This window comes from Streptomyces silvae, assembly GCF_016745505.1.
Taxonomy (GTDB): domain Bacteria; phylum Actinomycetota; class Actinomycetes; order Streptomycetales; family Streptomycetaceae; genus Streptomyces; species Streptomyces silvae.
Genome location: NZ_JAERUC010000152.1, coordinates 1 through 25,407, shown reverse-complemented (window position 1 = coordinate 25,407; position 25,407 = coordinate 1). Strand labels below are relative to the sequence as shown.

23 protein-coding genes are annotated in these 25,407 nt (G+C 71.6%); 15 read left to right on the top strand and 8 right to left on the bottom strand.

Annotated features, from left to right (window positions below):
- Positions 1-197 precede the first annotated feature (197 nt).
- From pdhA (JKV81_RS24175) to JKV81_RS24145, 7 genes are all read left to right on the top strand, one after another.
- A complete protein-coding gene (pdhA, locus tag JKV81_RS24175; RefSeq protein ID WP_129264565.1) occupies positions 198-1,361 on the top strand; it encodes a pyruvate dehydrogenase (acetyl-transferring) E1 component subunit alpha in 1,164 nt (387 codons plus the stop codon).
- Complete coding sequence (locus JKV81_RS24170) at positions 1,358-2,389, top strand: alpha-ketoacid dehydrogenase subunit beta (protein WP_202077751.1); 1,032 nt, start codon at positions 1,358-1,360, stop codon at positions 2,387-2,389. Before pdhA (JKV81_RS24175) ends, JKV81_RS24170 begins: the two co-directional genes overlap by 4 nt.
- A complete protein-coding gene (locus JKV81_RS24165; protein WP_202077749.1) occupies positions 2,389-3,819 on the top strand; it encodes a dihydrolipoamide acetyltransferase family protein in 1,431 nt (476 codons plus the stop codon). Before JKV81_RS24170 ends, JKV81_RS24165 begins: the two co-directional genes overlap by 1 nt.
- 91 nt (positions 3,820-3,910) lie before the next feature.
- On the top strand, positions 3,911-4,786 hold the full coding sequence (locus JKV81_RS24160) for an NTP transferase domain-containing protein (protein WP_129264562.1): 876 nt from the start codon (positions 3,911-3,913) through the stop codon (positions 4,784-4,786).
- On the top strand, positions 4,783-6,396 hold the full coding sequence (locus tag JKV81_RS24155; RefSeq protein WP_129264561.1) for a molybdopterin molybdotransferase MoeA: 1,614 nt from the start codon (positions 4,783-4,785) through the stop codon (positions 6,394-6,396). The genes JKV81_RS24160 and JKV81_RS24155 overlap by 4 nt, the downstream gene beginning before the upstream one ends.
- Positions 6,354-7,496 (top strand): potassium channel family protein, encoded by a 1,143-nt coding sequence (locus JKV81_RS24150; RefSeq protein ID WP_129264560.1) that lies wholly within the window; start codon positions 6,354-6,356, stop codon positions 7,494-7,496. Before JKV81_RS24155 ends, JKV81_RS24150 begins: the two co-directional genes overlap by 43 nt.
- A 72-nt stretch (positions 7,497-7,568) precedes the next feature.
- Positions 7,569-8,555, top strand: coding sequence for an NAD(P)H-quinone oxidoreductase (locus JKV81_RS24145; RefSeq protein WP_129264559.1), 987 nt, complete (start codon positions 7,569-7,571; stop codon positions 8,553-8,555).
- A gap of 175 nt (positions 8,556-8,730) precedes the next feature.
- Here JKV81_RS24145 and JKV81_RS24140 read toward each other — a convergent pair whose 3' ends face one another.
- The 3 genes from JKV81_RS24140 to JKV81_RS24130 form a co-directional block, all read right to left on the bottom strand.
- Complete coding sequence (locus tag JKV81_RS24140) at positions 8,731-9,276, bottom strand: bacterial proteasome activator family protein (protein WP_124277847.1); 546 nt, start codon at positions 9,274-9,276, stop codon at positions 8,731-8,733.
- A gap of 142 nt (positions 9,277-9,418) precedes the next feature.
- The gene (locus JKV81_RS24135) at positions 9,419-9,661 is read right to left on the bottom strand and encodes a hypothetical protein (protein ID WP_129264558.1); all 243 of its coding nucleotides are present in this window, start codon (positions 9,659-9,661) and stop codon (positions 9,419-9,421) included.
- Between the two features lie 438 nt (positions 9,662-10,099).
- Entirely contained in the window at positions 10,100-11,728 is a 1,629-nt protein-coding gene (locus JKV81_RS24130) for a protein kinase domain-containing protein (RefSeq protein ID WP_202077745.1), read from the bottom strand.
- Between the two features lie 294 nt (positions 11,729-12,022).
- Between JKV81_RS24130 and JKV81_RS24125 the strand changes: the two genes are divergently transcribed.
- Positions 12,023-13,603, top strand: coding sequence for a protein kinase domain-containing protein (locus tag JKV81_RS24125; protein ID WP_129264556.1), 1,581 nt, complete (start codon positions 12,023-12,025; stop codon positions 13,601-13,603).
- Positions 13,604-13,617: 14 nt separating this feature from the next.
- On the opposite strand, the gene JKV81_RS24120 is transcribed toward JKV81_RS24125, so the two are convergent.
- The 3 genes from JKV81_RS24120 to JKV81_RS24110 form a co-directional block, all read right to left on the bottom strand.
- Positions 13,618-14,673, bottom strand: coding sequence for a phosphotransferase (locus JKV81_RS24120; RefSeq protein ID WP_129264555.1), 1,056 nt, complete (start codon positions 14,671-14,673; stop codon positions 13,618-13,620).
- A 25-nt stretch (positions 14,674-14,698) separates the two neighbouring features.
- Positions 14,699-15,190 (bottom strand): pyridoxamine 5'-phosphate oxidase family protein, encoded by a 492-nt coding sequence (locus JKV81_RS24115; protein ID WP_129264554.1) that lies wholly within the window; start codon positions 15,188-15,190, stop codon positions 14,699-14,701.
- A 195-nt stretch (positions 15,191-15,385) separates the two neighbouring features.
- Positions 15,386-16,045, bottom strand: coding sequence for a response regulator (locus JKV81_RS24110; RefSeq protein WP_124277841.1), 660 nt, complete (start codon positions 16,043-16,045; stop codon positions 15,386-15,388).
- Between the two features lie 346 nt (positions 16,046-16,391).
- On the opposite strand from JKV81_RS24110, the gene pdhA (JKV81_RS24105) reads away from it, so the two are divergent.
- The 3 genes from pdhA (JKV81_RS24105) to JKV81_RS24095 are packed head-to-tail and all read left to right on the top strand — an operon-like array spanning position 16,392 to position 19,931.
- Complete coding sequence (gene pdhA, locus JKV81_RS24105) at positions 16,392-17,546, top strand: pyruvate dehydrogenase (acetyl-transferring) E1 component subunit alpha (protein ID WP_124277840.1); 1,155 nt, start codon at positions 16,392-16,394, stop codon at positions 17,544-17,546.
- 2 nt (positions 17,547-17,548) lie between these two features.
- Positions 17,549-18,529 carry an alpha-ketoacid dehydrogenase subunit beta gene (locus tag JKV81_RS24100; RefSeq protein ID WP_099173332.1) on the top strand — a complete coding sequence of 327 codons (981 nt, stop codon included), beginning with the start codon at positions 17,549-17,551 and terminating at the stop codon, positions 18,527-18,529.
- Between the two features lie 10 nt (positions 18,530-18,539).
- Positions 18,540-19,931 (top strand): dihydrolipoamide acetyltransferase family protein, encoded by a 1,392-nt coding sequence (locus JKV81_RS24095; protein WP_129264553.1) that lies wholly within the window; start codon positions 18,540-18,542, stop codon positions 19,929-19,931.
- Between the two features lie 105 nt (positions 19,932-20,036).
- Here the strand turns inward: JKV81_RS24095 and JKV81_RS24090 are convergent, their stop codons facing one another.
- Positions 20,037-20,936, bottom strand: coding sequence for a D-alanyl-D-alanine carboxypeptidase family protein (locus JKV81_RS24090; RefSeq protein ID WP_129264552.1), 900 nt, complete (start codon positions 20,934-20,936; stop codon positions 20,037-20,039).
- 329 nt (positions 20,937-21,265) lie between these two features.
- Here JKV81_RS24090 and JKV81_RS24085 point away from each other — a divergent pair, with 329 nt between their 5' ends.
- The 3 genes from JKV81_RS24085 (at position 21,266) to JKV81_RS24075 (ending at position 23,471) form a co-directional block, all read left to right on the top strand.
- Positions 21,266-21,412, top strand: a complete 147-nt coding sequence (locus tag JKV81_RS24085) for a hypothetical protein (protein ID WP_202077744.1) — start codon at positions 21,266-21,268, stop codon at positions 21,410-21,412.
- Positions 21,413-21,507: 95 nt separating this feature from the next.
- On the top strand, positions 21,508-22,167 hold the full coding sequence (locus JKV81_RS24080; protein WP_129264551.1) for a GntR family transcriptional regulator: 660 nt from the start codon (positions 21,508-21,510) through the stop codon (positions 22,165-22,167).
- Positions 22,164-23,471 carry an MFS transporter gene (locus tag JKV81_RS24075; protein WP_202077742.1) on the top strand — a complete coding sequence of 436 codons (1,308 nt, stop codon included), beginning with the start codon at positions 22,164-22,166 and terminating at the stop codon, positions 23,469-23,471. Before JKV81_RS24080 ends, JKV81_RS24075 begins: the two co-directional genes overlap by 4 nt.
- A gap of 60 nt (positions 23,472-23,531) precedes the next feature.
- Here the strand turns inward: JKV81_RS24075 and JKV81_RS24070 are convergent, their stop codons facing one another.
- The gene (locus JKV81_RS24070; protein WP_147982233.1) at positions 23,532-24,356 is read right to left on the bottom strand and encodes a maleylpyruvate isomerase family mycothiol-dependent enzyme; all 825 of its coding nucleotides are present in this window, start codon (positions 24,354-24,356) and stop codon (positions 23,532-23,534) included.
- Between the two features lie 200 nt (positions 24,357-24,556).
- On the opposite strand from JKV81_RS24070, the gene JKV81_RS24065 reads away from it, so the two are divergent.
- On the top strand, positions 24,557-25,354 hold the full coding sequence (locus JKV81_RS24065) for a carbon-nitrogen family hydrolase (protein ID WP_129264549.1): 798 nt from the start codon (positions 24,557-24,559) through the stop codon (positions 25,352-25,354).
- Positions 25,355-25,407 lie beyond the last annotated feature (53 nt).

The window sequence follows — 25,407 nt, the reverse complement described above, 5'->3', positions numbered from 1 at the left end:
CCCTGTTGTGGACGACCTGCCCCTATCCCAGGCTGTGGAGAACCGTTTGTCCACAGGCTGAAGGTGCGTGTAGCCAAATTGCCTCCGCGACCGAACAATCGGTAGGTGAGGCGCACCACACCGGCGCCCCGTCCATGCCCCGATTCCTGCAGATTTCGACACCCCTCGATATATCTCGATGCCAGGAGGTGCTTGTCATGACGGTTCAGGAGCTGCCCGGCGCAGCCGCCTACCGGCCCACGCCGCCCCCGGCCTGGAAGCCGCTCACCGATCCCGCGCCGCTGCTCCCGGACCCCGAGCCGTACCGCGTGCTCGGTACGGACGCCGTGGCCGACGTGGACCCCGAGCTGCTGCTGAGGCTCTACGCCGAGCTGGTGCGCGGCCGCCGGTACAACGCGCAGGCCACCGCGCTGACCAAGCAGGGCAGGCTCGCGGTGTACCCGTCGAGCACCGGCCAGGAGGCCTGCGAGATCGCGGCCGCGCTCGTGCTGGAGGACCGGGACTGGCTCTTCCCCAGCTATCGCGACACCCTCGCCGCCGTGGCGCGTGGCCTGGACCCGGTCGAGGCGCTGACCTTGCTCCGGGGGGACCGGCACACCGGGTACGACCCGCGTGAGCACCGCATCGCCCCGCTCTGCACCCCCCTGGCCACCCAGCTGCCGCATGCCGTGGGCCTGGCGCACGCGGCCCGCCTCAAGGGCGATGACGTGGTGGCCCTCGCGATGGTCGGCGACGGCGGGACGAGCGAGGGAGATTTCCACGAGGCGCTGAATTTCGCGGCCGTCTGGCGGGCCCCGGTGGTGTTCCTCGTGCAGAACAACGGCTTCGCGATCTCGGTGCCCCTGGCCAAGCAGACCGCGGCCCCGTCCCTGGCCCACAAGGCCGTCGGGTACGGGATGCCGGGCCGCCTGGTCGACGGGAACGACGCGGCAGCGATGCACCAGGTGCTGAGCGAGGCGGTGGCGCGGGCCCGGCGGGGCGACGGCCCGACGCTGGTCGAGGCTGTCACGTACCGCATGGAGGCCCACACGAACGCCGACGACGCCACCCGCTACCGCGGCGACGGTGAGGTGGAGGCTTGGCGTGCGCACGACCCGATCAGCCTTCTCGAACGGGAGCTGACCGGGCGCGGGCTGCTGGACGAGGACGGCATCGGGACGGTGCGGGAGGCGGCCGAGCGGATGGCGGAGGGACTGCGGGAGCAGATGAACGCCGACCCGGCACTCGACCCGATGGACCTGTTCTCCCATGTCTACGAGGAGCAGACCGGCCAGCTGCGGGAGCAGGCGGCGCGGCTGCGGGCCGAGCTGGACGCCGAGCACGGTGCGGACGGCGAGAGCCCCGCAGAGGAGGGACGATGAGCACCGTTGCCGCGACGGCCGGTGAACGGACGGCCAGGGCCAGGCCGGCCACGATGGCGCAGGCCCTCGGGCGGGCGCTGCGCGACGCGATGGCCGAGGACCCTGCGGTGCATGTCCTCGGTGAGGACGTCGGCACACTCGGGGGCGTCTTCCGCGTCACCGACGGCCTGGCGAAGGAGTTCGGCGACGACCGCTGTACGGACACGCCCCTGGCCGAGGCGGGCATCCTCGGTGCGGCCGTGGGCATGGCGATGTACGGGCTGCGGCCCGTGGTGGAGATGCAGTTCGACGCCTTCGCGTACCCGGCGTTCGAGCAGCTGATCAGTCACGTCGCCAAGATGCGCAACCGGACCGGGGGCGCCATGCCCCTGCCCATCACGGTGCGTGTGCCGTACGGCGGCGGGATCGGCGGGGTCGAGCACCACAGCGACTCCTCGGAGGCGTACTACATGGCGACCCCGGGCCTGCACGTCGTCATGCCGGCCACGGTCGAGGACGCGTACGGGCTGCTGAGGGAGTCCATCGCCTCCGACGATCCCGTGGTCTTCCTGGAGCCGAAGAGGCTCTACTGGTCCAAGGCCGACTGGTCGCCGGAGGCGCCGGCCCCGGTCGAGCCGATCGGGCGGGCCGTGGTCCGCCGCCCCGGCCGCAGCGCGACCCTGATCACCTACGGACCGTCCCTCCCGGTGTGCCTGGAGGCCGCCGAGGCCGCCACGGCCGAGGGCTGGGACCTCGAGGTGGTCGACCTGCGCTCGCTGGTGCCCTTCGACGACGAGACCGTCGCCGCGTCGGTGCGCCGTACGGGGCGGGCGGTGGTCGTCCACGAGTCCTCCGGATTCGGCGGTCCGGGCGGTGAGATCGCGGCGCGGGTCACCGAGCGGTGCTTCCACCATCTGGAGGCGCCGGTCCTGCGCGTCGCCGGGTTCGACATCCCCTATCCGCCGCCGATGCAGGAGCGGCACCATCTGCCGGGCGTGGACCGGGTGCTCGACGCGGTCGCCCGTCTTCAGTGGGAGGCCGAGAGCTGATGGCGCAGGTGCTCGAATTCAAGCTGCCGGACCTGGGTGAGGGCCTGACCGAGGCCGAGGTCGTGCGCTGGCTGGTGGAGGTCGGCGATGTCGTCGCCGTCGACCAGCCGGTCGTCGAGGTCGAGACGGCCAAGGCCATGGTGGAGGTGCCCTGTCCTTACGGGGGTGTCGTGACGGCGCGCTTCGGCGAGGAGGGCACGGAACTCCCCGTCGGCGCACCGCTGCTGACGGTGGCTGTCGGTTCGGCGGAGGCCACGGAGAGCCGGGGGGCCTCCGGCGGTCCCTCCGATGACGGCGCCGGGAGCGAGGCGTCGGGCAATGTGCTGGTCGGTTACGGCACGGGCGCGCCGGCCGCGCGGCGGCGCCGGGTCAGGCCCACCCCGGTCGGGCAGGCCCCCACCACCGCTGCCCACCCGGCCCCCACCACCGCTGCCCACCTGGCCCCCGCCACGGCTGCCGACCCGGCCCCCGTCACGGCTGCGCGTTCGGCGCCGGTCAGGGCTTCCGCCCCGGCGCCGACCTCGGTTCCGGTACTCGGAGCTGTGGATCCTCAGGGGCCCGTCGCCGTCATTTCGCCGCTGGTCAGGAAGCTGGCGCGGCAGCACGGCCTCGATCTCCGGCAGGTCGCCGGGTCGGGTCGGGACGGGCTGATTCTGCGTACCGACGTGGAGTCCGCGATCAGGGCCGCCGATGAGGACGCCGCTGCCGTCCTGTCCACGCCCGCCCGGCCGGAGCCCGACACCTCGGGCGAGCGGATCCCGCTGCGCGGGGTCCGGGGCGCGGTGGCCGAGAAGCTCTCGCGCAGCCGGCGGGAGATTCCCGATGCCACGTGCTGGGTCGACGCCGACGCCACCGGGCTGATGGCGGCGCGGGCCGCGATGAACGCCGCAGGGCCGAAGGTCTCCGTGCTCGCGCTGCTGGCCCGGATCTGCACGGCGGCCCTCGCGCGGTTCCCCGAGCTCAACTCGACGGTGGACGCGGAGGCCCGGGAGATCGTGCGGCTGACCGGGGTCCACCTGGGCTTCGCCGCCCAGACGGAGCGAGGTCTGGTCGTTCCGGTCGTCCGGGACGCGCACACGCGCAACGCGGAGTCGATCGGGGCGGAGATCGCCCGGCTGACCGAGGCCGCACGGGACGGGAAGCTGACCCCGGCGCAGCTCACCGGAGGGACGTTCACGCTGAACAACTACGGGGTGTTCGGGGTCGACGGGTCGACGCCGATCATCAACCACCCGGAGGCGGCCATGCTCGGCGTCGGCCGGATCGTGCCCAAACCATGGGTGCACGAGGGTGAGCTGGCGGTCCGCCAGGTCGTCCAGCTCTCGCTCACCTTCGATCACCGGGTCTGCGACGGTGGCACGGCCGGTGGCTTCCTGCGGTACGTCGCCGACTGTGTGGAACAGCCGGTGGTGCTGCTGCGCACGCTGTAGCCGAGAGCGCCCACGGCACCCCCGGGCCCGGCGGCCTGTGAGTTCGGTCCCCGGGGGGCCGTCCTGGGCGGGCGGCCCGCATACTCGGGGCATGACCGCGTATGACGCCATCGTTCTGGCCGGAGGGGCTGCGAAGCGCCTCGGGGGAGCCGACAAGCCAGGGCTCCGCGTGGGCGGCCGTGCGCTGCTCGACCGGGTGCTCGCCGTATGTGCCGACGCCGGGTCCACGGTGGTGGTGGGCGGGCGCAGGCCCACCGTGCGTCCGGTCACCTGGACACGTGAAGTGCCCCAGGGCGGCGGCCCCTTGGCCGCCCTCGGCGCAGGGGTGCGGCACACGGCCGCGGAGCGTGTTCTGGTGCTCTCCGCGGATCTGCCGTTCCTGGGGGAGGCGACGGTCCGCTCGTTGCTGGCCGCCGCGGAGCCGGGGGCGCGGGAAGGCGCCCTGTGCACCGACCAGGACGGCCGGGACCAGCCGCTGGTCGCGGTCTACCGCGCCGAGCCGCTCCGCCGTGAACTCGCCCTTCTCGCCACCGAACACGGCGGTCTCGCCGGTCTCCCCCTGCGGCTGCTGACCGCCGAACTGGACCTGGCCCGGGTGCAGGCCGGCCCGCTGGCCTCGTTCGACTGCGACACCTGGGAAGACATTGCTGCCGCCAGGGCGAGGATCAGGGAGCATGGGGCCGTGCTGGACGAATGGATCACCTCAGTCAAGAACGAACTGGGCATCGAGCTGGACGTCGATACCGGCGTCCTGCTGGACCTCGCCCGTGACGCCGCGCACGGTGTCGCCCGGCCCGCCGCGCCGCTGACCACCTTCCTGGTCGGGTACGCGGCGGCGCTGGCGAGCAGCGGCAAGAGCCCGGCGGACGCGGCTGAAGCGGTGGCCGAGGCCTCCCGCAAGGCCACCGCCCTCGCGCTCCGGTGGGAGGAGGAGACGGCGGCGGGAAGCGGGCCCGGCACGCCATGACCCCCCACCGAGGCGATGCGCGGGAGGCCGAGGAGCGGGCGGCCGAGGAGGAGCGGGCCGTCGAGCAAGCACTCGCTCTCGTCGCGCGCCGGCCGCAGGCCCCCTACCCCCCGCCGGACCGGTCCGGGGAATCCGGCACGCGCACGGAGCCCGGCACGCGCACGGAGCCGGGGGCGCCCACTAGCTCGGCCCCGGCCCAGGGCGAGCCACGCCCGGAAGCGCCGGAGCCGGGCTGCCGGCCCCCGGGCCCTGTCAGCCGTAACGGATCCGCCTCGGCCGACGCGGGGCCGGCCGACACCGCGCCGGTCCACGGCACCGGCCCCACTCACGTCCCCACCCACGACCCCACCCCCGCTCCGGCCCACGGTCGCTCGGCCTCCACCCACGCGCACCGGCCCCGGGCCGCCGCCTGGGACGCAGCGCGCGCCCTGGCCGAGCGGCTCGGTCGCACCGCCCCCCTGGCCGCCCACCGCCTCCCCCTGGACCGCGCCCTCGGGCATGTCCTCGCCGAGGCCGTCGTCGCGCTCACCGACCTGCCGTCGTTCGACACCTCGGCCATGGACGGCTGGGTCGTCGCGGGGCCCGGACCCTGGACCGTACGGGAAGGGGAAGGGCTGCTCGCCGGACGCGGATCCTCCGAGCCGCTCCCCGACGGGCACGCCCTGCGGATCGCCACAGGCGCGCGCCTTCCCGTGGACGCCACCGCCGTGATCCGCAGCGAGCACGCACACTGCGACGAGGCCAAGGGCCTGCTGCACGCCACCCGTGACGTCGTACCGGGCCAGGACATCCGGCCCCGGGGCCAGGAGTGCAGGTCCGGCGACGAGCTCCTGCCCGTCGGGACCGTGGTGACCCCGCCCGTCCTCGGACTGGCGGCAGCCGCGGGGTACGACGCTCTCGTCGCCGTGCCCCGGCCCCGCGTGGACGTCTTCGTACTCGGTGACGAGCTCCTCACGGCGGGGCTCCCCCGCGAAGGGCTGATCCGGGACGCGCTCGGCCCCATGCTCGCCCCCTGGCTCCGCTCCCTGGGGGCGGAGGTCGCCGAGCCCAGGCGGCTGGGCGACGACGCCGACGCCCTGCGTGAGGCGCTCGTCACCTCCGATGCCGACCTGATCCTCACCACGGGCGGGACAGCCGCCGGCCCGGTGGACCATGTCCACCCGGTCCTGGCCCGGATCGGTGCCGAGCTGCTGATCGACGGCGTGGCCGTACGCCCGGGGCACCCCATGCTCCTGGCGCAGCTCCCCGACGGCGGCCCCTGCCTGGTCGGCCTGCCCGGAAACCCCCTCGCCGCGGTGTCCGGACTGCTGACACTGGCCGAGCCGCTGCTCCGGGGAATCGCCGGCCGGCCCGCCCAGGACCGCTACCGCGCCCCCGTCCACGAGGAGGTGCACGCGCACCCGCACGACACTCGGCTGATCCCCGTGGTCCACCGCGACGACAGCGTGGTGCCCCTGCATTACAACGGACCCGCCATGCTCCGCGGCATCGCCGCCGCGGACGGGCTGGCCGTGGTCCCGCCCGGCGGGGTACGGTCCGGCACCGAGGTGGAGATCCTCGATCTACCGTGGGCCTCGGCATCGCCGTGGACGGAAGGGTGTTTCACGTGAAACTTCCCGGCCACGATGCGATGGCCCGGCACGCAGACGAACATGTGGTGCCGACCCGGGTGCTTCTGCCGAGGCGGGTGGTCGACCGACCGCTCCGTCAGGTGGCCAAGCGGCTGGCGATGGCGCTCACGGTGCTGGCCGCCACGGTGTTCATCGTCTGGGCCGACCGGGACGGTTACCACGACAACGCCGACGGCAAGGTCGACTTCCTCGACGCCGTCTACTACGCGACGGTGACCCTGTCGACGACCGGCTACGGCGACATCGTCCCGTACAGCGATCCGGCGCGCCTCGTCAACGTGATCCTGGTGACGCCGTTGCGTGTGCTCTTCCTGATCATCCTGGTCGGCACCACCCTCGAGGTCCTCACGGAACGGACCCGCGAGGACTTCCGGCTGAACCGTTGGAGAACCAACTTGCGTGAACACACCGTCGTCGTCGGCTTCGGCACGAAGGGCCGCTCGGCGATCCAGACGCTCTGTGCCACCGGGCTGAAGAAGGACCAGATCGTCATCGTCGATCCGGCCGGCAAGGTGATCGAGGCAGCCAACGCCGAGGGGTTCGTGGGCGTGCTGGGCGATGCGACACGCAGCGATGTGCTGTTGCGGGCCGAGGTCCAGAAGGCCCGTCAGATCATCATCGCCACCCAGCGCGACGACACCGCCGTACTGGTCGCCCTGACCGCGCGGCAGCTCAACCGGGGCGCGAAGATCGTGGCCGCCGTGCGCGAGGAGGAGAACGCTCCTCTGCTGCGGCAGTCCGGCGCGGATGCCGTGATCACCAGCGCGAGTGCGGCGGGCCGACTGCTCGGCCTCTCCGTCCTCAGCCCCAGCGCGGGCACGGTGATGGAGGACCTGATCCAGCAGGGCAGCGGGCTCGATCTCATCGAACGGCCGGTGATAAAGGCCGAGGTGGGCAAGAGCGTCCGGGAGACCGACGACCTGGTGGTCACCGTCGTGCGTGGCCATCGGCTGCTCGGTTACGACGATCCGGCGGCCAGCCCCCTGCAGCTCACGGACCGGGTGATCACCATCGTGCGTGCCTCTCGGCCCCCGACACCGCCGGTGAACCCCTCGCAGCAGCCCAACCAGTGGCCTTAGGGAAGAGGGTCCGGGCGCGGCACAGGCCCGTCCGGGCCCGTCCGGGACGCTGTACGGAGTAGCCTCGCGGCCATGTATGCGATCACGATCCCCGAACCCGGCGGCCCCGAAGCGCTCGTATGGGCCGAGGTCCCCGATCCCGTACCAGGCGAGGGCGAAGTTCTCGTCGAGGTCGTGTCCAGCGCGGTCAACAGGGCCGATGTCCTGCAGCGGCAGGGCTTCTACAACCCGCCGCCCGGCGCCTCCCCCTACCCCGGCCTGGAGTGCGCGGGCCGCATCACGGCGCTCGGCCCCGGGGTGACCGGGTGGTCCGTCGGCGACGAGGTCTGCGGACTGCTCGCGGGCGGCGGATACGCGGAGAAGGTCGCCGTGCCCACCGGCCAGTTGCTGCCGGTGCCCGACGGGTTGGACCTGGCGGAGGCCGCGGCACTGCCCGAGGTGGCGGCGACGGTCTGGTCCAACGTCTTCATGGTGGCCCACCTGCGGCCTGGCGAGACCCTCCTGGTGCACGGCGGATCCAGCGGCATCGGCACGATGGCGATCCAGCTCGCCAAGGCGGTCGGCGCCCGGGTCGCGGTGACGGCCGGGGGTCCCGAGAAGCTGGCGCGCTGCAAGGAACTCGGCGCCGACATCCTCATCGACTACCGCGAGCAGGACTTCGTCGAGGAGGTGCGGCAGGCGACGGACGGCGCCGGAGCGGACGTGATCCTCGACATCGTCGGGGCGAAGTACCTGGACCGGAACGTACGGGCGCTGGCGGTGAACGGCCGGCTCGCCATCATCGGCCTCCAGGGCGGTGCCAAGGGTGAGCTGAACCTGAGCGCCCTGCTGAGCAAGCGGGCCGCCGTCACGGCGACGTCGCTGCGCGCGCGGCCGCTCGCGGAGAAGTCCGCGATCATCGCGGCGGTACGGGAGCATGTGTGGCCGCTGCTCGCGGAGGGCGTCGTGAAGCCGATCGTGGACCGCACGATCCCGATGCCGGACGCGGCCGAAGCCCACCGGCTGATGGAGTCCAGCAGCCACATCGGCAAGATCCTCCTGGCCGCGCCGAAGGCCTGACCCACGACGGCGCCGAGCCGAGGCTTGACCTCTGGGGCGCCGCTCCGGAGGCATGCCCCCCGGCAGCACACCCACTCCAGGGCCTGACCCAGCACCACGCCGCAGACGCGGGGCCCGGCACACATGACGTGTGCCGGGCCCCGGTGCGTTCCGCTGTCGGTGTGGACTCAGATCATCAGAGGTACGGGCCGGAGCGCGCCGGTCCGTGCGGGTCGACCCCGCCTTCCTCGTCCTCGTGGCCCACGCCCGGAGGGAGGGCGCGGCGCATCTGCTCCAGCTGGGCACGGGCCGCCATCTGCTGGGCGAACAGCGCCGTCTGGATGCCGTGGAAGAGGCCCTCCAGCCAGCCGACCAGCTGGGCCTGCGCGATCCGCAGCTCGGCCTCCGACGGGACGGACTCCTCGGTGAACGGCAGCGAGAGCCGCTCCAGCTCCTCCACGAGCTCCGGCGCCAGACCGTCCTCGAGCTCCTTCACCGAGCTCGCGTGGATCTCCTTCAGCCGGACACGGCTCGCCTCGTCGAGAGGAGCCGCCCTGACCTCCTCCAGAAGCTGCTTGATCATGCTGCCGATGCGCATGACCTTCGCGGGCTGCTCGACCATCTCCGTCACCGGGACCTCGCGCGACTCGTCGTCACCGCCACCGCCGATAGCCATTCCGTCCTGCCCCACCACGAGGACTTGTGGGTGCTCCTGCGACCGGTCATTCCTCGGCATCTCCATGCCGCCATTGTCTCGCACACCTGCTGCACATCACGGTGGTGCCCCCGGAAAAGCATGATCCACCTTCCCCGGGGGCACCGGAATCGCCTGTCAGCGGCTGGCCCTCACCCCGCGCGGCATCGGGTACCGCCCGGGCAGCCGGTCAGTTCGTGCGGCGCATGCGGATCCCCAGGAACCCCAGGCCCAGCCCCACCAGGGCGATGCCGCTGCCCAGCGACACGTCGCGCACCTGATTCAGGGCGGGCTCGTCCAGCGCCTTTCGCTGCCGGGCCGTCTCCCCGGGCTCCGGGAACGCCTCGGGCGGCGGTGTGAACGCCGGGACCTTCGCGGGGTCCGGCTCCGGCGGCATCTCGTCCGCCGCGGCCTCCGAGTCCGCGACCTCCATGGGCGACAGCGACCGCCCCGGCCGCGCCCGCCCCTCAGCGGCCTGCCGCCCTGCGAGGGGAGACTCGGCGGCGGTCGAGCTCGCGGAGGCGGAAGGGGCGGGAGAAGCGGGGCCCGAGGCCTTCGCCGGGACCGCATTCCCCGCATGTACGGACACCGGATCTCCCGCACGTACGGTCGCCGCATTCCCCGCACGTACGGTCGCCGCATGTCCCGCGCGTACGGACACGGTGGGACTGCTGTCGCCGGATGCCCAGGCGGGGGGTCCGAGTGCCACTCCGACCGCCATCACCAGACAGGCGACACACCGTGACGGCCGTGAAGCCGGGAGTCCTGGAGGCATGAGACCAGAGTCACACGGCCCGATATGTCCGGCATTCCGAGTGCGGCCGTAGGCCGGACTTCAGCCGCTCGCGGGATCAGTCCCGGAGGCCACCGGTCAGGCCGGGTCGCCCGTGGCGATGCGCAGCTCGAAGTGCGCGCCCTCTTCCGCCACGGCCGTGCCCGAGGTCGGGAACTGGTCGATGACCTGGTCCTCGGCGTAGGTGTTGCCCTCCACCTCGATGACCTTGACGGTCCAGCCTGCGGCCAGGGCGCACGCCTTCGCGGAGAGGATGTCCTTGTAGACGAAGTTCGGGGCCTGGACCTTGGCCGGGTCGTCCGTGTCCTCCCGGGCGTCCGTGCACTGCGTGGTCTCCATCGTGCGGTTCCGCTCCGGCGGCTTGTGCTCGCCGGCGACGGAGGACTCGCTGGAGCCCGGGTCGCCGCCCTTGCCGTTCCCCGGGTCGTCGTCCATGTTCAGGAAGGCGACGAGACCGCCGATCGCGACCAGGGCGACCACGATCGACCCCACGATGACCGGCATGTTGCGCTTGGAGCCGCCACCCGCGGTGCCCGTCGCCGTCTGCGGGGACATCGTGTACGGCGGCGGGGTCTGGTGCGCCAGGTGTGCCGGGGTCCCGTACGGCTGGGGCGCCTGCGGGTAGCCGTAGCCCGGCGTGGGGGCGGGGGTCGGTGCGCCGTACGGGCCGGGCTGGTGCGGGTGCGGCTGGTACGGCGTCTGCACGCTGTGCGGGGCCGGGGTGGCCTGGTCGACGGGCGGGAAGACCGCCGAGCCCACTCCCGAGCCGCTGTTCGCCGGGGCGCCGCCGCCGATGATCACCGGGGCTCCCGCGGGACCGCTCGCGTTCAGCACGCGTGCGATCTCGTCCTGCATCGCCGCGGCGCTCGGGAAGCGCTCGTTCGGGTTCTTTTTCAGCGCGCGGGCGACGAGGGCGTCCATCGCGGGCGTGATCGACCGGTTGATGCTGGACGGGGCGGCCGGCTCCTCCTGCACATGCGCGTACGCGATGGCGAGCGGGGAGTCCGCGTCGAACGGGATACGGCCCGTGAGCAGCTGGAAGAGCATGATGCCGACCGAATACAGGTCGGAGCGCGCGTCGACGCCACGGCCGAGGGCCTGCTCGGGGGAGAGGTACTGCGGGGTGCCGACGACCATGCCGGTCTGGGTCATCGAGGTGACGCCCGACTGCATGGCACGGGCGATGCCGAAGTCCATGACCTTGACGACGCCGCGCTTGGTCATCATCACGTTGCCGGGCTTGATGTCGCGGTGGACCAGGCCCATCTCGTGGCTGGTCTCCAGGGCGGCGAGCACATCGGCCGTCACCTTGAGCGCCTTCTCGGCCGGCATCGCGCCGTACTGCTGGATGTCCGACTGGAGCACGGAGCCGAGCGGCTGCCCCTCGACGTACTCCATGACGATGTACGGCATCAGCGCGCCGCCGAGCTCGTCCTCGCCCGTGTCGAACACCGAGACGATGTTGGTGTGCTGGAGCTTGGCGACGGCCTGTGCCTCACGCCGGAACCGCTCGCGGAAGGACTGCTCGCGCCCCAGCTCCGTGTGCAGCGTCTTGATGGCCACCTGGCGGTCCAGGGCGGAGTCGTACGCGAGGTAGACGGACGCCATGCCGCCCTCACCGAGCAGGTCGCGCAGCTGGTAGCGGCCGCCGGCCACGGAACCGCCCGCGTAACGCCCCTGTGCGCCGTGTGCCCCGTCGTGGCTCATGACTTGCATCCCCCTAGGCGCCCGACGGACGCGATCATCCCTATTACGGCCCAAGTCTGCCCGAGGGGTACGACACGTCAAGCCGGGTGCCCGTTCCGTGACCCTACGCACAAGAAGCGTCTCGGAAGCGTTACAGGAAGCGCATGGAATTTGCGTGGACGGCGCGCGAGCCGATTGGATGGCCCGTCACTCTGGGAACCGGTGTGTCGCACAGAGGCTGTAGCGTGACGTGGCAATGCAGCAAGGCACCGTGAGAACCCGCGGACGCGCGGACAGATACGACGGCGAGGACTGATGGCACCCGAATCCGAAGCAAACGGCGGCGGAGTTTCGGATGGCACCGACTCCTGGGGTGTCGGCGGTGTGGTCGGGGACGGCCGTTACCGCATGACCCACCGGCTCGGCCGCGGCGGCATGGCCGAGGTCTACGCCGCGGAGGACGTCCGTCTGGGGCGCACGGTGGCGGTGAAGCTGCTCCGTTCCGACCTCGCCGAGGACCCGGTCTCCAAGGCCCGCTTCACGCGTGAGGCACAGTCGGTCGCGGGCCTCAACCACCACGCGATCGTCGCCGTGTACGACTCCGGCGAGGACGTCGTGGGCGGCTCGACCGTGCCGTACATCGTGATGGAGCTCGTCGAGGGCAACACCATCCGCGATCTGCTGCTCGAGGCCGAGGCCCCGCCGCCCGAGCAGGCGCTGATCATCGTCGCCGGCGTCCTCGAAGCCCTGGCCTACTCCCACCAGCACGGCATCGTGCACCGGGACATCAAGCCGGCGAACGTGATCATCACGCACTCCGGCGCGGTCAAGGTGATGGACTTCGGCATCGCCCGCGCGCTGCACGGCGCCCAGTCGACGATGACCCAGACCGGCATGGTCATGGGCACACCCCAGTACCTCTCCCCCGAGCAGGCCCTCGGCAAGGCGGTCGACCACCGTTCCGACCTGTACGCCACGGGCTGCCTGCTCTACGAACTGCTCGCCCTGCGGCCCCCGTTCACCGGCGAGACCCCCCTCTCCGTCGTCTACCAGCACGTCCAGGACATCCCGGTGCCGCCCTCCCAGGCCGCCGCGGCAGTCCCGCCGGAGCTGGACGGGCTCGTCATGCGCTCCCTCGCGAAGGACCCGGACGACCGGTTCCAGAGCGCCGAGGAAATGCGCGGCCTCGTCCAGTACAGCCTGCAGATGCTGCAGGTCCAGGGCGGGCACACCGGCACGTGGAACACCGGCCCGGTCAACGTGCACGACGGCGGCCACACGGCCGCGATGAACATCGGCGGCAGCACGGCGGCCATGGGTCACCCCATGCACGGGGACACCTCGCAGGGCCCGATCCTGCCGCCCATGAACCCCGACGACGGGGCGTACGCGGGCGGTCAGCACAACGGCGGCGGCCGCGGGAAGATGTGGCTGTTCGTCCTGCTCGCGCTGATCGCCATCGGCGCGGGCGTCGCGTTCGCCCTCCAGGCGGCGAACGACGACGGCGGCAAGAAGAAGTCACCGGCATCGCCCTCCACCTCCGTGACCCCCTCGCCGACCCCGTCCTCACCGGAGCCGACGGACGAGGAGACCGAGGAGACCGAGGAGCCGAACAACTCCTCGGGCGGCCAGACGTGGCCCACCAGCGAACCCACGTGGAGCCAGACGAACGAGCCGACCGAGCCGACCCGGGAGCCGACGGACACGCCGACGTCCTCCGACCCGGATACGGGCGGAACGTCCGACGGCGGCACGACCGAGGGCGACGACGGGGGTGACACCGGCGAACCGACCGGTGAGCCCACGGACCCGGGGGCGAACAACGGGGGCAGCGAGGGAGCCGCAGCCGGCGCCGCGGCCGGCACCGCCGCAGGGCCGACCGGTACCACCGGCTAGTAGCGCCCCGGCCCTCACCCCGTGAAGGCCTCGCCCACCGCCTCGTACTCGCGCGTCCACCACACCGCCAGGGCCGACACCGCAGGGAACTGCGGGTCGGCCCTGCGGTCGTGCAGGCGGTAGCGCCAGCGCAGTATCCAGAAGTCGTTGAGGCGCTCCCACCACACCCGGTGGACCGCAGCCGCCAGCTCGGCCGCCCCGGCGCCCGCAGAGCGCCGGTAGGCGCGGGCGTACGCCCGCACCTTCTCCAGCGCCAGCTTGCCGTCCGGCCGGACGAAGAAGATCGCCGCCGCACGGACGGCCTCCTCCGCGCGCGGCTGCACGCCGAGCCGGTCCCAGTCGACGATGGCGACGGGGTCGGCGCCCCGGTAGAGCAGATTCAGCGGGTGGAAGTCGCCGTGGACCCAGCCCCGGGCCGAGCCCCCGGGCGTGGGCGGGCGGCGGTGCGCGTGCTGTTCCAGCAGGGCGCGGCGTTCGACGAGACGGTGCACGGCGAGCTCGTCGAACGCGTCCCGGGGGCCCATGCGCCGCGCGGCCGTCAGCAGCTCGTCGATCAGCGTGAACGTATCGGCGGGATCGGGGCTCTGCCCCCGTACCGGAGGCGGCGGGTCCGCCTCCATGACCTGCTCCAGGCCCATGTGTACGGCTCCGAGGAGCGCCCCGAGCCGGCGCGACTGGGAGGTGGTCAGCTGGGTGCCGTCCCGGTGGAGACCGTCCACCCAGCGGTGCAGGGCGTACCGCTGCCCGTTGATCACGGTGACCGTGTCACCCTCTGTGTCCGAGAGCGGCGGGGCCACCGGCACACCGAGGGAGTGCAGCTGCTGGGTCGCCCGGTGCTGCCGGACGATCGTGGCGTGATCGCCACTGGCGTCGTCGAGGTGGTGCTTGTCGAGATGGTGCTTGAGGAAGTACGCACCGCGGGTGGTGGACACGCGGTAACCGTGGTTGAGCAGGCCCTTGCCGATGGGTTCGCACGCGAGGGGTTCACCGGCGTCCGGGTAGCGGCGCAGGACCTCGCCGACCGGTGGGACTGGCGGAAGGGTCACAGATGAGCGCAGCACGCGACACATGTTAGGTGACGCTGAGTGGCTGGTTTTACGGACTTGCGTCGAAGGCCAGAGTGTGCATGTGGGCGAGGTGGGGATCGAGCCGCAGATACACCGGATCGAAGTGCTCGCCGTTCACCTCGGCCGGGCCGGTTCCGAAGCGTTCTCGCTGGTCGGAGGCCGGGTGCACGATCTCGGCGGGGCCGGTGAACTGCACCGACCAGAGGTCCTCCGCGCCGTCGGGGGCGGGGGAGTTGAAGTTGTCCGCCCCGTACGCGACGACGCTTCCGTCGCAGGACTCGTGGAAGCCGAGCCCCCGGTGCATCCGCAGGACGACCCGGCCCTCGACCACCAGGTGCCGGGCCACCGCCAGGAAGGGCAGGGCCCGCATGCTCATGGCCAGCCGGCCGTAGCGGACGCTGGCGAGCAGCTCGATGGCCCGGAGCTTGTCCGTGACGGAGGAGCCGACGGAGCCGAAGATTCCGGAACCTGGCGCGGCTTCGGTCCCGGACAGGCGGCCGGAGGGGCGGGGAGAAAGCATGCCCTCCACTCTCCGGCAGAGGTAGGAGCCGTGTAAGGGTCCGCCGCCCCGACCGGCCGGGGACCAAAGTCCCTGCCCCCGCTCACCCGGCGACGAGCAACCGACGGCCGGCTACCGGCGACGAGCAACCGACGGCCGGCTACCGGTGACCAGCGACCGGCGGCCGGCGATCCCGGTCCTCGGCGCTTCCCGACCTCAGCGCTTCTCGGCCTGCAGCCTCGCCACGTACGCCGCCGCCTGCGAACGCCGCTCCATGCCCAGCTTCGAGAGCAGGCTGGAGACGTAGTTCTTGATGGTCTTCTCGGCGAGGTGCAGCCGCTCGCCGATCACCCGGTTCGTCAGCCCCTCGCCGATCAGGTCGAGGATCTTGCGCTCCTGCTCGGTCAGCCCGGCGAGACGGTCGTCGCCCTTGCTGTCCTTGCCCTCGCGCAGCCTTTCCAGCACACGGGCGGTGGCCGCGGGGTCCAGCAGGGATTTGCCGGCCGCCACGTCGCGTACGGCGCCGATCAGCTCGTTGCCGCGGATGGCCTTCAGGACGTACCCCGAGGCGCCGGCCATGATCGCGTCGAAAAGGGCCTCGTCATCGGCGTACGACGTGAGCATCAGGCATTTGATGTTCTCGTCCTTCGAGCGGACCTCGCGGCAGACCTCCACCCCGCTGCCGTCCGGCAGCCGCACGTCCAGGACGGCGACGTCGGGCCGGGTCGCCGGGATGCGTGCGAGCGCGTCCGCGGCCGTCCCCGCCTCGCCCACGACCTCGATGCCCTCCTCGGCTGAGAGCAGCTCGTGAACCCCGCGCCGGACGACTTCGTGATCATCGAGCAGGAATACCGTGATTTTTCCTTCTTCGCGCACATTCGAAGTCTCACACACTCCTTTGTCGTCCGCCCTTCCCTGCGACTCCGGGCCGGGATAACGTGCCGTTGTTCCGGCCGCCTGCCAGGCTGTTACCAGTGCTGTGACCAGCGGGAGTTCGCGCTTTTCTGGATTTACTTGGAAATCCAAGCAAAATCGCAGGTCACAAGGTGTTTCGCAGTTATGCGGTGCACTGGGTAACGTGCGTATGACAGGACGCTCGCCGGGGCACCTGTCACGCCTGTTCCCGGCCGAGTGGCACCCACCCCGTGCACGGGTCCGGACACAGGCGAGCCGCACTGGTTCCCGGCCATCCCGGGGGCCGGACCGACGGAGGAGCACGCACGTGACCGTGGAGAGCACTGCCGCGAGCAAACCGCGACGCAGCAGTAAGCGGACCAGCGCCGCGAAGACGCCCGCGAAGGCACCGGAGGGCCCCCAGCTCGTACAGCTGCTGACGCCCGAGGGCGAGCGCGTCGAGCACCCGGACTTCGAGATCGACCTGAGCGCGGACGAGCTCCGCGGTCTCTACCGGGACATGGTCCTGACCCGCCGCTTCGACGCCGAGGCCACCGCGCTCCAGCGCCAGGGCGAGCTGGGCCTGTGGGCCTCGCTGCTGGGCCAGGAGGCCGCGCAGATCGGCTCCGGCCGGGCGCTGCGCGACGACGACTACGTCTTCCCGACCTACCGGGAGCACGGTGTCGCCTGGTGCCGGGGCGTGGACCCGACCAATCTGCTCGGGATGTTCCGCGGCGTGAACCACGGCGGCTGGGACCCGAACACCAACAACTTCCACCTGTACACGATCGTCATCGGCTCGCAGACCCTGCACGCCACCGGCTACGCCATGGGCGTCGCCAAGGACGGCGCGGACTCGGCCGTGATCGCGTACTTCGGGGACGGCGCCTCCAGCCAGGGCGACGTCGCGGAGGCGTTCACCTTCTCCGCCGTCTACAACGCCCCCGTCGTGTTCTTCTGCCAGAACAACCAGTGGGCGATCTCCGAGCCCACCGAGAAGCAGACCCGCGTGCCGCTCTACCAGCGCGCGCAGGGCTTCGGCTTCCCGGGCGTACGGGTCGACGGCAACGACGTCCTCGCGTGCCTGGCCGTCACCCGCTCGGCGCTGGAGCGGGCCCGGCGGGGCGAGGGGCCGACCCTCGTCGAGGCGTTCACGTACCGGATGGGTGCCCACACCACCTCCGACGACCCGACGAAGTACCGGGCGGACGAGGAGCGGGCGGCCTGGGAGGCCAAGGACCCGATCCTCCGGCTGCGTACATACCTGGAGAAGCAGGAACTCGCCGACGCGGCGTACTTCACCGCGCTGGAGGAGGAGAGCGAGACCCTCGGCAAGCGGGTGCGTGAAGCGGTGCGGGCCATGCCCGACCCGGACCGGCTGGCGATCTTCGACCACGCCTACGCCGACGGCAACCCCCTCGTCGACGAGGAGCGCGCCCAGTTCGCCGCCTACCAGGCATCGTTCGCCGAGGAGGGCAACTAGCCATGGCCGTTGAGAAGATGTCCCTCGCGAAGGCGCTCAACGAGTCGCTGCGCAAGGCGCTGGACACCGACCCCAAGGTCCTCATCATGGGTGAGGACGTAGGCAAGCTCGGCGGGGTCTTCCGGATCACCGACGGGCTCCAGAAGGACTTCGGCGAGGGCCGGGTGATCGACACCCCGCTCGCGGAGTCCGGCATCGTCGGTACGGCGATCGGCCTCGCCCTGCGCGGCTACCGCCCGATCGTCGAGATCCAGTTCGACGGCTTCGTCTTCCCCGCGTACGACCAGATCGTCACGCAGCTCGCCAAGATGCACGCGCGTGCACTCGGCAAGGTCAAGATGCCGGTCGTCATCCGCATCCCGTACGGCGGCGGCATCGGTGCCGTCGAGCACCACAGCGAGTCGCCCGAGGCACTGTTCGCGCATGTGGCGGGCCTGAAGGTCGTCTCGCCGTCCAACGCGAGCGACGCGTACTGGATGATGCAGCAGGCCGTCCAGAGCGATGATCCGATCATCTTCTTCGAGCCCAAGCGGCGCTACTGGGACAAGGGGGAGCTCGACACCGAGTCCATCCCCGGCCCGCTCCACAAGGCCGCCGTGGCCCGTGAGGGCTCCGACCTCACGCTCGTCGCGTACGGCCCGATGGTGAAGGTCTGCCTGGAGGCGGCCGCCGCCGCGCAGGAGGAGGGCAAGTCGGTCGAGGTCCTGGACCTGCGGTCGATGTCCCCGATCGACTTCGACGCCGTGCAGGCCTCGGTCGAGAAGACCGGCCGGCTGGTGGTGGTCCACGAGGCACCGGTGTTCTACGGGTCCGGGGCCGAGATCGCGGCCCGGATCACCGAGCGCTGCTTCTACCACCTCGAAGCGCCCGTGCTGCGGGTCGGCGGCTACCACGCCCCCTACCCGCCGGCCCGGCTGGAGGACGAGTACCTGCCGGGTCTCGACCGGGTGCTCGATGCCGTCGACCGCTCGCTGGCGTACTGAGGAGAGGGTCGTGACGACGATGACCGAAACGTCCGCGCGTTTCCGTGAGTTCAAGATGCCCGACGTGGGCGAGGGACTGACCGAGGCGGAGATCCTCAAGTGGTTCGTCCAGCCCGGCGACACCGTCACCGACGGCCAGGTCGTCTGTGAGGTCGAGACGGCGAAGGCCGCGGTGGAGCTGCCGATCCCGTTCGACGGGGTGGTGCACGAGCTGCGCTTCCCGGAGGGCACCACCGTCGACGTCGGCGAGGTGATCATCGCGGTGGACGTGGCGCCCGGCAGCGGTGACGCCCCGGCCGAGCCGGAGCCCGTGCAGGAGGCCGTGGCGGAACCCGCGGCCGAGGAGGCGCCCAAGGGCCGTCAGCCGGTGCTCGTCGGCTACGGCGTGGCCGAGAGCTCCACCAAGCGCCGGGCCCGCAAGGGTGCCGAGATCCCGGGTCCGGCCGCGGCCGCGGCCCAGGCCGAGATCAACGGCCACCGCGCGAAGGTGGCGGAGAGCCGTCCGCTGGCCAAGCCGCCGGTGCGCAAGCTGGCCAAGGACCTGGGGATCGACCTTGCCACGGTCACCCCGACCGGCGAGGGCGGCGTCATCACCCGCGAGGACGTCCACGCGGCTGCCGCTCCGGCTCCGGCCGAGGCGCCCGTACGGGCCGAGGAGGCCGTCGCGGCCCCCGCACCCGTGGAGGCGGTGGCACCGGTGGGCCGGGAGACCCGCATCCCGGTCAAGGGCGTGCGGAAGGCCATCGCGCAGGCCATGGTCGGCAGCGCCTTCACCGCTCCCCACGTCACCGAGTTCGTGACCGTCGACGTGACGCGCACGATGAAGCTCGTGGCGGAGCTCAAGGAGGACAAGGACATGGCGGGGGTCCGGGTCAACCCGCTCCTCGTCATCGCCAAGGCCCTCCTGGTCGCGATCAAGCGGAACCCGGCGGTCAACGCCGCCTGGGACGAGGCGAACCAGGAGATCGTGCAGAAGCACTACGTCAACCTGGGCATCGCCGCCGCCACCCCGCGCGGTCTGATCGTGCCGAACATCAAGGACGCGCACGACAAGACCCTGCCCGAGCTGGGCGAGGCGCTGGCCGATCTGGTGTCCACGGCACGCGAGGGCAAGACGTCCCCCGTGGCCATGGCCGGCGGCACGGTGACCATCACCAACGTGGGCGTCTTCGGCGTCGACACCGGTACGCCGATCCTCAACCCGGGCGAGTCCGCGATCCTCGCGGTCGGGGCGATCAAGCTCCAGCCGTGGGTCCACAAGGGCAAGGTGAAGCCCCGCCAGGTGACCACGCTGGCGCTCTCCTTCGATCACCGGCTGGTCGACGGCGAGCTCGGCTCCAAGGTCCTCGCGGATGTCGCGGCGATCCTGGAACAGCCCAAGCGTCTGATCACCTGGGGCTGACGAACCGCACGGAAGGGGCCCGTCGCGCGATGCGACGGGCCCCTTCGGTACGTACGGTTCCGGGAGGCTCCCCGAAGCCTCGGGCCACTTCCTGGAGCGCGGGGGCTACTTCTTGAAGCCGTAGTCCAGGAGCTTCTTCGCGTCGGCCGTCCGCGTGGTGGCGGAGGTCGACGTCAGGACGGTCCCGATGACGGTCTTGCCGTTACGGGTCGCGGCGAAGACCAGGCAGTACTTGGCCGTGGGGCCCGAGCCGGTCTTCACACCGATCATCCCGGTGTAACTGCCCAGCATGGCGTTGGTGTTGGCCCACGACATGTAGCGGTAGCCACCGGACTTGGTGGTGACCTTCTGCTTCGTCGACCTGGTCTTCACGATCGCGCGGAACGTCGAGTTCTTCATCGCGCTGCTGGCGATCTTCGTCAGGTCACGCGGCGTGGAGTAGTTCGAGCCGCCGCCGATGCCGTCGAACGAGTCGAAGTGGGTGTTCTTCAGACCGAGGCTCTTCGCGGAGGAGTTCATCTTGCCGATGAAGGACTTCACCCGGGCCGCGCGCGTGGAGCCGGAGCCGAACTTGTCGGCGAGGGCGTACGCGGCGTCGCAGCCCGACGGCAGCATGAGCCCGTACAGGAGCTGACGGACCGTGACCTTGTCGCCGACGATCAGCCGGGCGGACGAGGCGTTCTTCGAGACGATGTAGTCGCTGTACGCCTTCTGGACGGTGACCTTGGCGTCGAGGTTCAGGTTCTTCTGCGCCAGCACCACCTTGGCGGTCATGATCTTCGTCGTGGAACCGGTGGAGCGGCGGGTGTCCGCGGCTTTGCCGTAGAGCGTCCTGGCCGTGCCGTTGTTCATCACGAAGCCGCCCTTGGCGGTGATCGTGGGTGTCGGCGGTGCCGCCGCCGTGGCCGCCGAGGCGAACGCCCCGCTCGCGAGGACGGCCCCTGCCGTCAGGGAGACCGTGGCCGCTACGGAGGCGCGGCGGATGCCCGTGATGCCGTATTTCAAGGTAGATGCTCCAAGTGTCCCTGAAGGGGCCGTCGCACGGGAGTGCCGCCCTGTCATGAGACTCATGACCGTGCCGAATGGCTGTACACCCGTAAGAGTGAACCGCGTCATGGCTGCGAGGCCGGCCGGGGGTCGCGCCGGGGGCTCCGGACATGCGGTCCCCCGGCGCCGTGACGGCCGGACGTGCGCACCACCTCGTCCCAGATCGACTCGCGCTTCAACACCCTCACGGCGACCGAGGTGACCGTCGAGGACACGGGCGGCAGCGATGCCGGTGAGGCCGCCAACTCCTTCCCCGAGGACGCCGACGCCCGACTCGGGACAACGGGGTGCGGGCGGCCGGGGGCTACTGGACCGTCGCGTCGGAACAGGCCAGGACCGTGCGGGCCGCGCCGGTCGCCACGGGCGGCAACGAGGAGCCGACGCGGATCGTCGCGGCCTCCGCCGGGGTGCTGCGGGCGGCCCTGCGGAGGTAGCCCCTCGCGGCGCCGAGGCCCGCCCTTGGAGGGCCGCGGGGTCCGGATCGCGGACGGGGGAGCGGACGCACCCATCTTGTATCTATGCTGTGTGCATGCCTGCCGCACCCGCCGTCCCCAAGCCGCCGCCCGCAGCCGAGCGCGTCTACACCCACGTCAAGGAAGCGGTCCTCGACCGCCGCTACGAGGGCGGCACGCTGCTCACCGAAGGCGACCTGGCCGAGGCCGTCGGCGTATCCAGGACCCCGGTGCGCGAAGCGCTGCTCCGCCTGGAGGTCGAAGGGCTGATCAAGCTCTACCCGAAGAAGGGCGCGCTGGTGCTGGCGGTCTCCGCGCAGGAGATCTCCGACGTGGTGGAGACCCGGCTGCTGGTGGAGGAGTTCGCCGCACGCAAGGCGGTGCCCGCCCCGGCGCAGCTGATCGCGCGGCTCGAACAGCTCCTGGAGGAGCAGCGGGAACTCGCCGAGGCGGGCGATCTGGCCGCGGTCTCCGTCAAGGACCGCTGCTTCCACGCCGAGATCGTGAAGAACGCGGGCAACGAGATCCTCTCGCGCCTCTACGACCAGCTCCGTGACCGGCAGTTGAGAATGGGCGTCGCCGTGATGGAGGCGCATCCCGGCCGGATCGCCGCCAACATCACCGAGCACGGAGAGCTGCTGGAGGCCATCAGGTCCGGTGACGCCGAGGGCGCCGCAGGCGTCGTACGGCGCCATGTCAGCCGGGTCAAGGTGCTGGTCCGGGGTGATGACCGATGACCTCGGCCGCCCCCACCCTCTCCCTGCCCGGTGACCCGCCCGGCGGCCGGCGTGCCGTCTGGATCTGGGGCGTCGGCGTCGCCGTCTACTTCGTCGCCATCATCTTCCGTACGAGCCTGGGCGTCGCCGGGCTCGACGCCGCCGACCGGTTCGACGTCAACGCCTCGGCCCTGTCGACGTTCTCCATCCTTCAGCTGCTCGTCTACGCCGGCATGCAGATACCCGTGGGGCTCCTGGTCGACCGGCTCGGCACCAAGAAGGTCCTCACCCTCGGGGTGGTGCTCTTCACGCTGGGGCAGCTGGGCTTCGCCCTCTCCCCCTCGTACGGCATGGCGCTCGCCTCCCGCGCCCTGCTCGGCTGCGGCGACGCGATGACGTTCATCAGCGTGCTGCGGCTCGGCGCCCGGTGGTTCCCGGCCCGGCGCGGCCCGCTGATCGGGCAGGTGGCCGCGCTCTTCGGGATGGCGGGCAACCTGGTCTCGACCCTCGTGATCGCCCGCGCGCTGCACGGGTTCGGCTGGACTGCGACCTTCGTCGGCAGCTCGCTCGCGGGTGTGCTGGTGCTGGTCCTGCTGCTGCTCTTCCTCAAGGACCACCCCGAGGGCCACGAGCCGCCGCCCGCCGAGCACGCCGGAGCGGCGTACGTACGGAAGCAGATCGCGGCGTCCTGGCGGGAGCCGGGCACCCGCCTGGGCATGTGGGTGCACTTCACCACGCAGTTCCCCGCCATGGTCTTCCTGCTGCTGTGGGGCATGCCGTTCCTGGTCGAGGCACAGGGGCTGAGCAGGGGCACCGCCGGTGAGCTGCTCACCCTGGTCGTGCTCTCCAACATGGCGGTGGGGCTCGTCTACGGGCAGGTCATCGCCCGCCACCACGCGGCCCGCGCCCCGCTGGCCCTGGGCACGGTCGCGGTGACCGCGCTGCTCTGGGCGTGCACGATCTTCTACCCCGGCGACCACGCGCCGATGTGGCTGCTGGTCACCCTGTGCGTGGTGCTCGGCTCCTGCGGCCCGGCCTCGATGATCGGCTTCGACTTCGGCCGGCCGGCCAATCCGTCGGAGCGCCAGGGCACCGCCTCCGGCATCGTCAACATGGGCGGCTTCGTCGCCTCGATGACGACCCTGTTCCTGGTCGGTGTGCTGCTGGACGCGACCGGGGACAACTACCGCATCGCGTTCGCCTCGGTCTTCGTCCTGGAGGCGCTCGGCGTCGTACAGATCCTGCGGCTGCACGCCAGTGCCACCCACAGGGAACGCGACCACCACGTCGTCAGCCGGGTCGAAGCGGTGCACGTGCCCGCCTGACAGCGCCCCGGCGGCGCGCCCGTCCCGGTCCGCCACGGACGGGCGCCGCCGGGCTCGGTGCTACGGGGTCACGGCGAAGTGGCGCAGGATCTCGGCCGCCAGCTCCTGGTCGCCCTCGATCTTGATCCGGTCCTCCACGGCCTGGGCCCGGACCCGGCCGCAGGCCAGCCGGTAGTACGTCTCCCAGTCCATGGCCAGGGTCGCCGCGGGGCCGAGCGACGGCGCGCCGTCGACCGAACCGCGGCCCTCGCCGTCGACCCTGACCGTACGCAGGAACTCCAGCGGGCCGTGCACATCGAAGACCACGGCCGAATTCGGCGGTGCGCCCGCGTCCTTGGCGACGACCTTCGCCAGTCCGACCAGCAGTGTGTCCCGGACGATCAGGGCCCCGGGGGAGTCCAGGTTGCCGGGCTGTCCCAGCGTCGTGCGCAGATCCTGCTCGTGCACCCAGACGTCGAAGGCCCGCATGCGCAGCGCCAGTTCCAGTGTCTGCTCGGCGCCGAGGGGCGCCCGCACCATGGTCTCGGGGGCACGCGACTCGTTGCGCAGCTGACGCATGCGGCGGATGAGCGTGTACTCCAGCTCCGAGGTCATCTCCGGCGCGGTGTGGTGGCGCCGTACGTCGACCTGCATCTCCATGTAGCGCTGGTGGTCGTTCTGCACGTGGTACAGGTCGCGCGGCAGCGTGTGGATCGGACGGGGGTCGCCGAGCTGCTCGCACTCCATGCCGATGACGTGCGAGACGATGTCGCGGACCGACCAGCCCGGGCAGGGTGTCCGGCGGTTCCACTCCCCCTCTGCGAGTGGCTTGACCAGCTCGGCTATCGACTCGATGGAGTGGGTCCAGGCATCGGCATAGGTCTGGAGGCTGGGATGGACGGTCACGGGACCCCTCGTGCGGTTCTGCGGTGCATGGGCTGGAGAGCAGGGGAGTGCCGGCGGGAGGGCCGGCACCGTCGGTGCTGTCTGCGGGCTGCGTGGGAGGTTCGCTCGCTAAGTTACGCTGCGAGCAGGCACCCCGGCAGTGCTTTCGTGTGACGATCGTAGGCCCGCGTTGACGGCTTCCATGCCAGGACGGTGGTAGTGTGCTCGCCTCCCTCATCCAGATCGCAGTAAACCCGGATGAATCGGTCAATTCCCGTAGAGAGCGCGCGGCTTCGCTGGTCGTGGCCCAGCGGGGAGCGGACCTCGTCGTCCTCCCCGAGCTCTGGCCGGTCGGCGCCTTCGCCTACACCGCTTTTGCCGACGAGGCCGAGCCGCTGCAGGGCCCCACGCACGACATCATGGCGAAGGCGGCCGCCGAGGCCGGTGTCTGGCTGCACGCCGGATCCTTCGTCGAGCGCGCCGAGGACGGCACCCTCTACAACACCTCGCTGGTGTTCTCGCCCGAGGGCGAGCGGGCCGCCTCCTACCGCAAGATCCACCGCTTCGGCTTCGACAAGGGCGAGGCGGTGATGATGGGAGCCGGCGAGGAGCTCGTCACCGTCGCCCTGCCGGAGACCACGCTCGGCCTCGCCACCTGTTACGACCTGCGCTTCCCCGAGCAGTTCCGCGGGCTGATCGACGCGGGCGCCGAGACCCTGATCGTCGCGGCCGGCTGGCCGGAGCGCCGCCGCTCGCACTGGACGCTGCTGGCCCAGGCCCGCGCGGTCGAGAACCAGGCGTACGTCCTGGCGGTCGGTTCGTCCGGCACCCACGCCGGGGTCGAGCAGGCGGGCCACAGCATCGTCGTCGACCCCTGGGGCGAGGTGCTGGCCGAGGCCGGTGCCGCCGAGGAGGTGCTCTCCGTGGAGTTCGACCCGGCGAAGGCCACCACCACCCGGGAGCAGTTCCCCGCCCTCAAGGACCGCCGCCTGGGCCTCGCGCCACGGCGCCTGGCCTGAGCCGTACGTAGACGGACCGAGGGCGCCGGTTTCACGTGAAACCGGCGCCCTCG

Excerpts from the sequence above, each read along its gene's own strand:
- JKV81_RS24115 (WP_129264554.1), bottom strand. The coding sequence starts at position 15,190 with ATGCTTTCTCCCCGCCCCTCCGGCCGCCTGTCCGGGACCGAAGCCGCG.
- JKV81_RS24080 (WP_129264551.1), top strand. The coding sequence starts at position 21,508 with ATGCCTGCCGCACCCGCCGTCCCCAAGCCGCCGCCCGCAGCCGAGCGC.
- JKV81_RS24170 (WP_202077751.1), top strand. The coding sequence starts at position 1,358 with ATGAGCACCGTTGCCGCGACGGCCGGTGAACGGACGGCCAGGGCCAGG.
- JKV81_RS24125 (WP_129264556.1), top strand. The coding sequence starts at position 12,023 with ATGGCACCCGAATCCGAAGCAAACGGCGGCGGAGTTTCGGATGGCACC.
- JKV81_RS24165 (WP_202077749.1), top strand. The coding sequence starts at position 2,389 with ATGGCGCAGGTGCTCGAATTCAAGCTGCCGGACCTGGGTGAGGGCCTG.
- JKV81_RS24120 (WP_129264555.1), bottom strand. The coding sequence starts at position 14,673 with ATGTGTCGCGTGCTGCGCTCATCTGTGACCCTTCCGCCAGTCCCACCG.
- JKV81_RS24160 (WP_129264562.1), top strand. The coding sequence starts at position 3,911 with ATGACCGCGTATGACGCCATCGTTCTGGCCGGAGGGGCTGCGAAGCGC.
- JKV81_RS24075 (WP_202077742.1), top strand. The coding sequence starts at position 22,164 with ATGACCTCGGCCGCCCCCACCCTCTCCCTGCCCGGTGACCCGCCCGGC.
- JKV81_RS24100 (WP_099173332.1), top strand. The coding sequence starts at position 17,549 with ATGGCCGTTGAGAAGATGTCCCTCGCGAAGGCGCTCAACGAGTCGCTG.
- JKV81_RS24155 (WP_129264561.1), top strand. The coding sequence starts at position 4,783 with ATGACCCCCCACCGAGGCGATGCGCGGGAGGCCGAGGAGCGGGCGGCC.
- pdhA (WP_129264565.1), top strand. The coding sequence starts at position 198 with ATGACGGTTCAGGAGCTGCCCGGCGCAGCCGCCTACCGGCCCACGCCG.
- JKV81_RS24130 (WP_202077745.1), bottom strand. The coding sequence starts at position 11,728 with ATGAGCCACGACGGGGCACACGGCGCACAGGGGCGTTACGCGGGCGGT.
- JKV81_RS24145 (WP_129264559.1), top strand. The coding sequence starts at position 7,569 with ATGTATGCGATCACGATCCCCGAACCCGGCGGCCCCGAAGCGCTCGTA.
- JKV81_RS24135 (WP_129264558.1), bottom strand. The coding sequence starts at position 9,661 with ATGGAGGTCGCGGACTCGGAGGCCGCGGCGGACGAGATGCCGCCGGAG.
- JKV81_RS24140 (WP_124277847.1), bottom strand. The coding sequence starts at position 9,276 with ATGGAGATGCCGAGGAATGACCGGTCGCAGGAGCACCCACAAGTCCTC.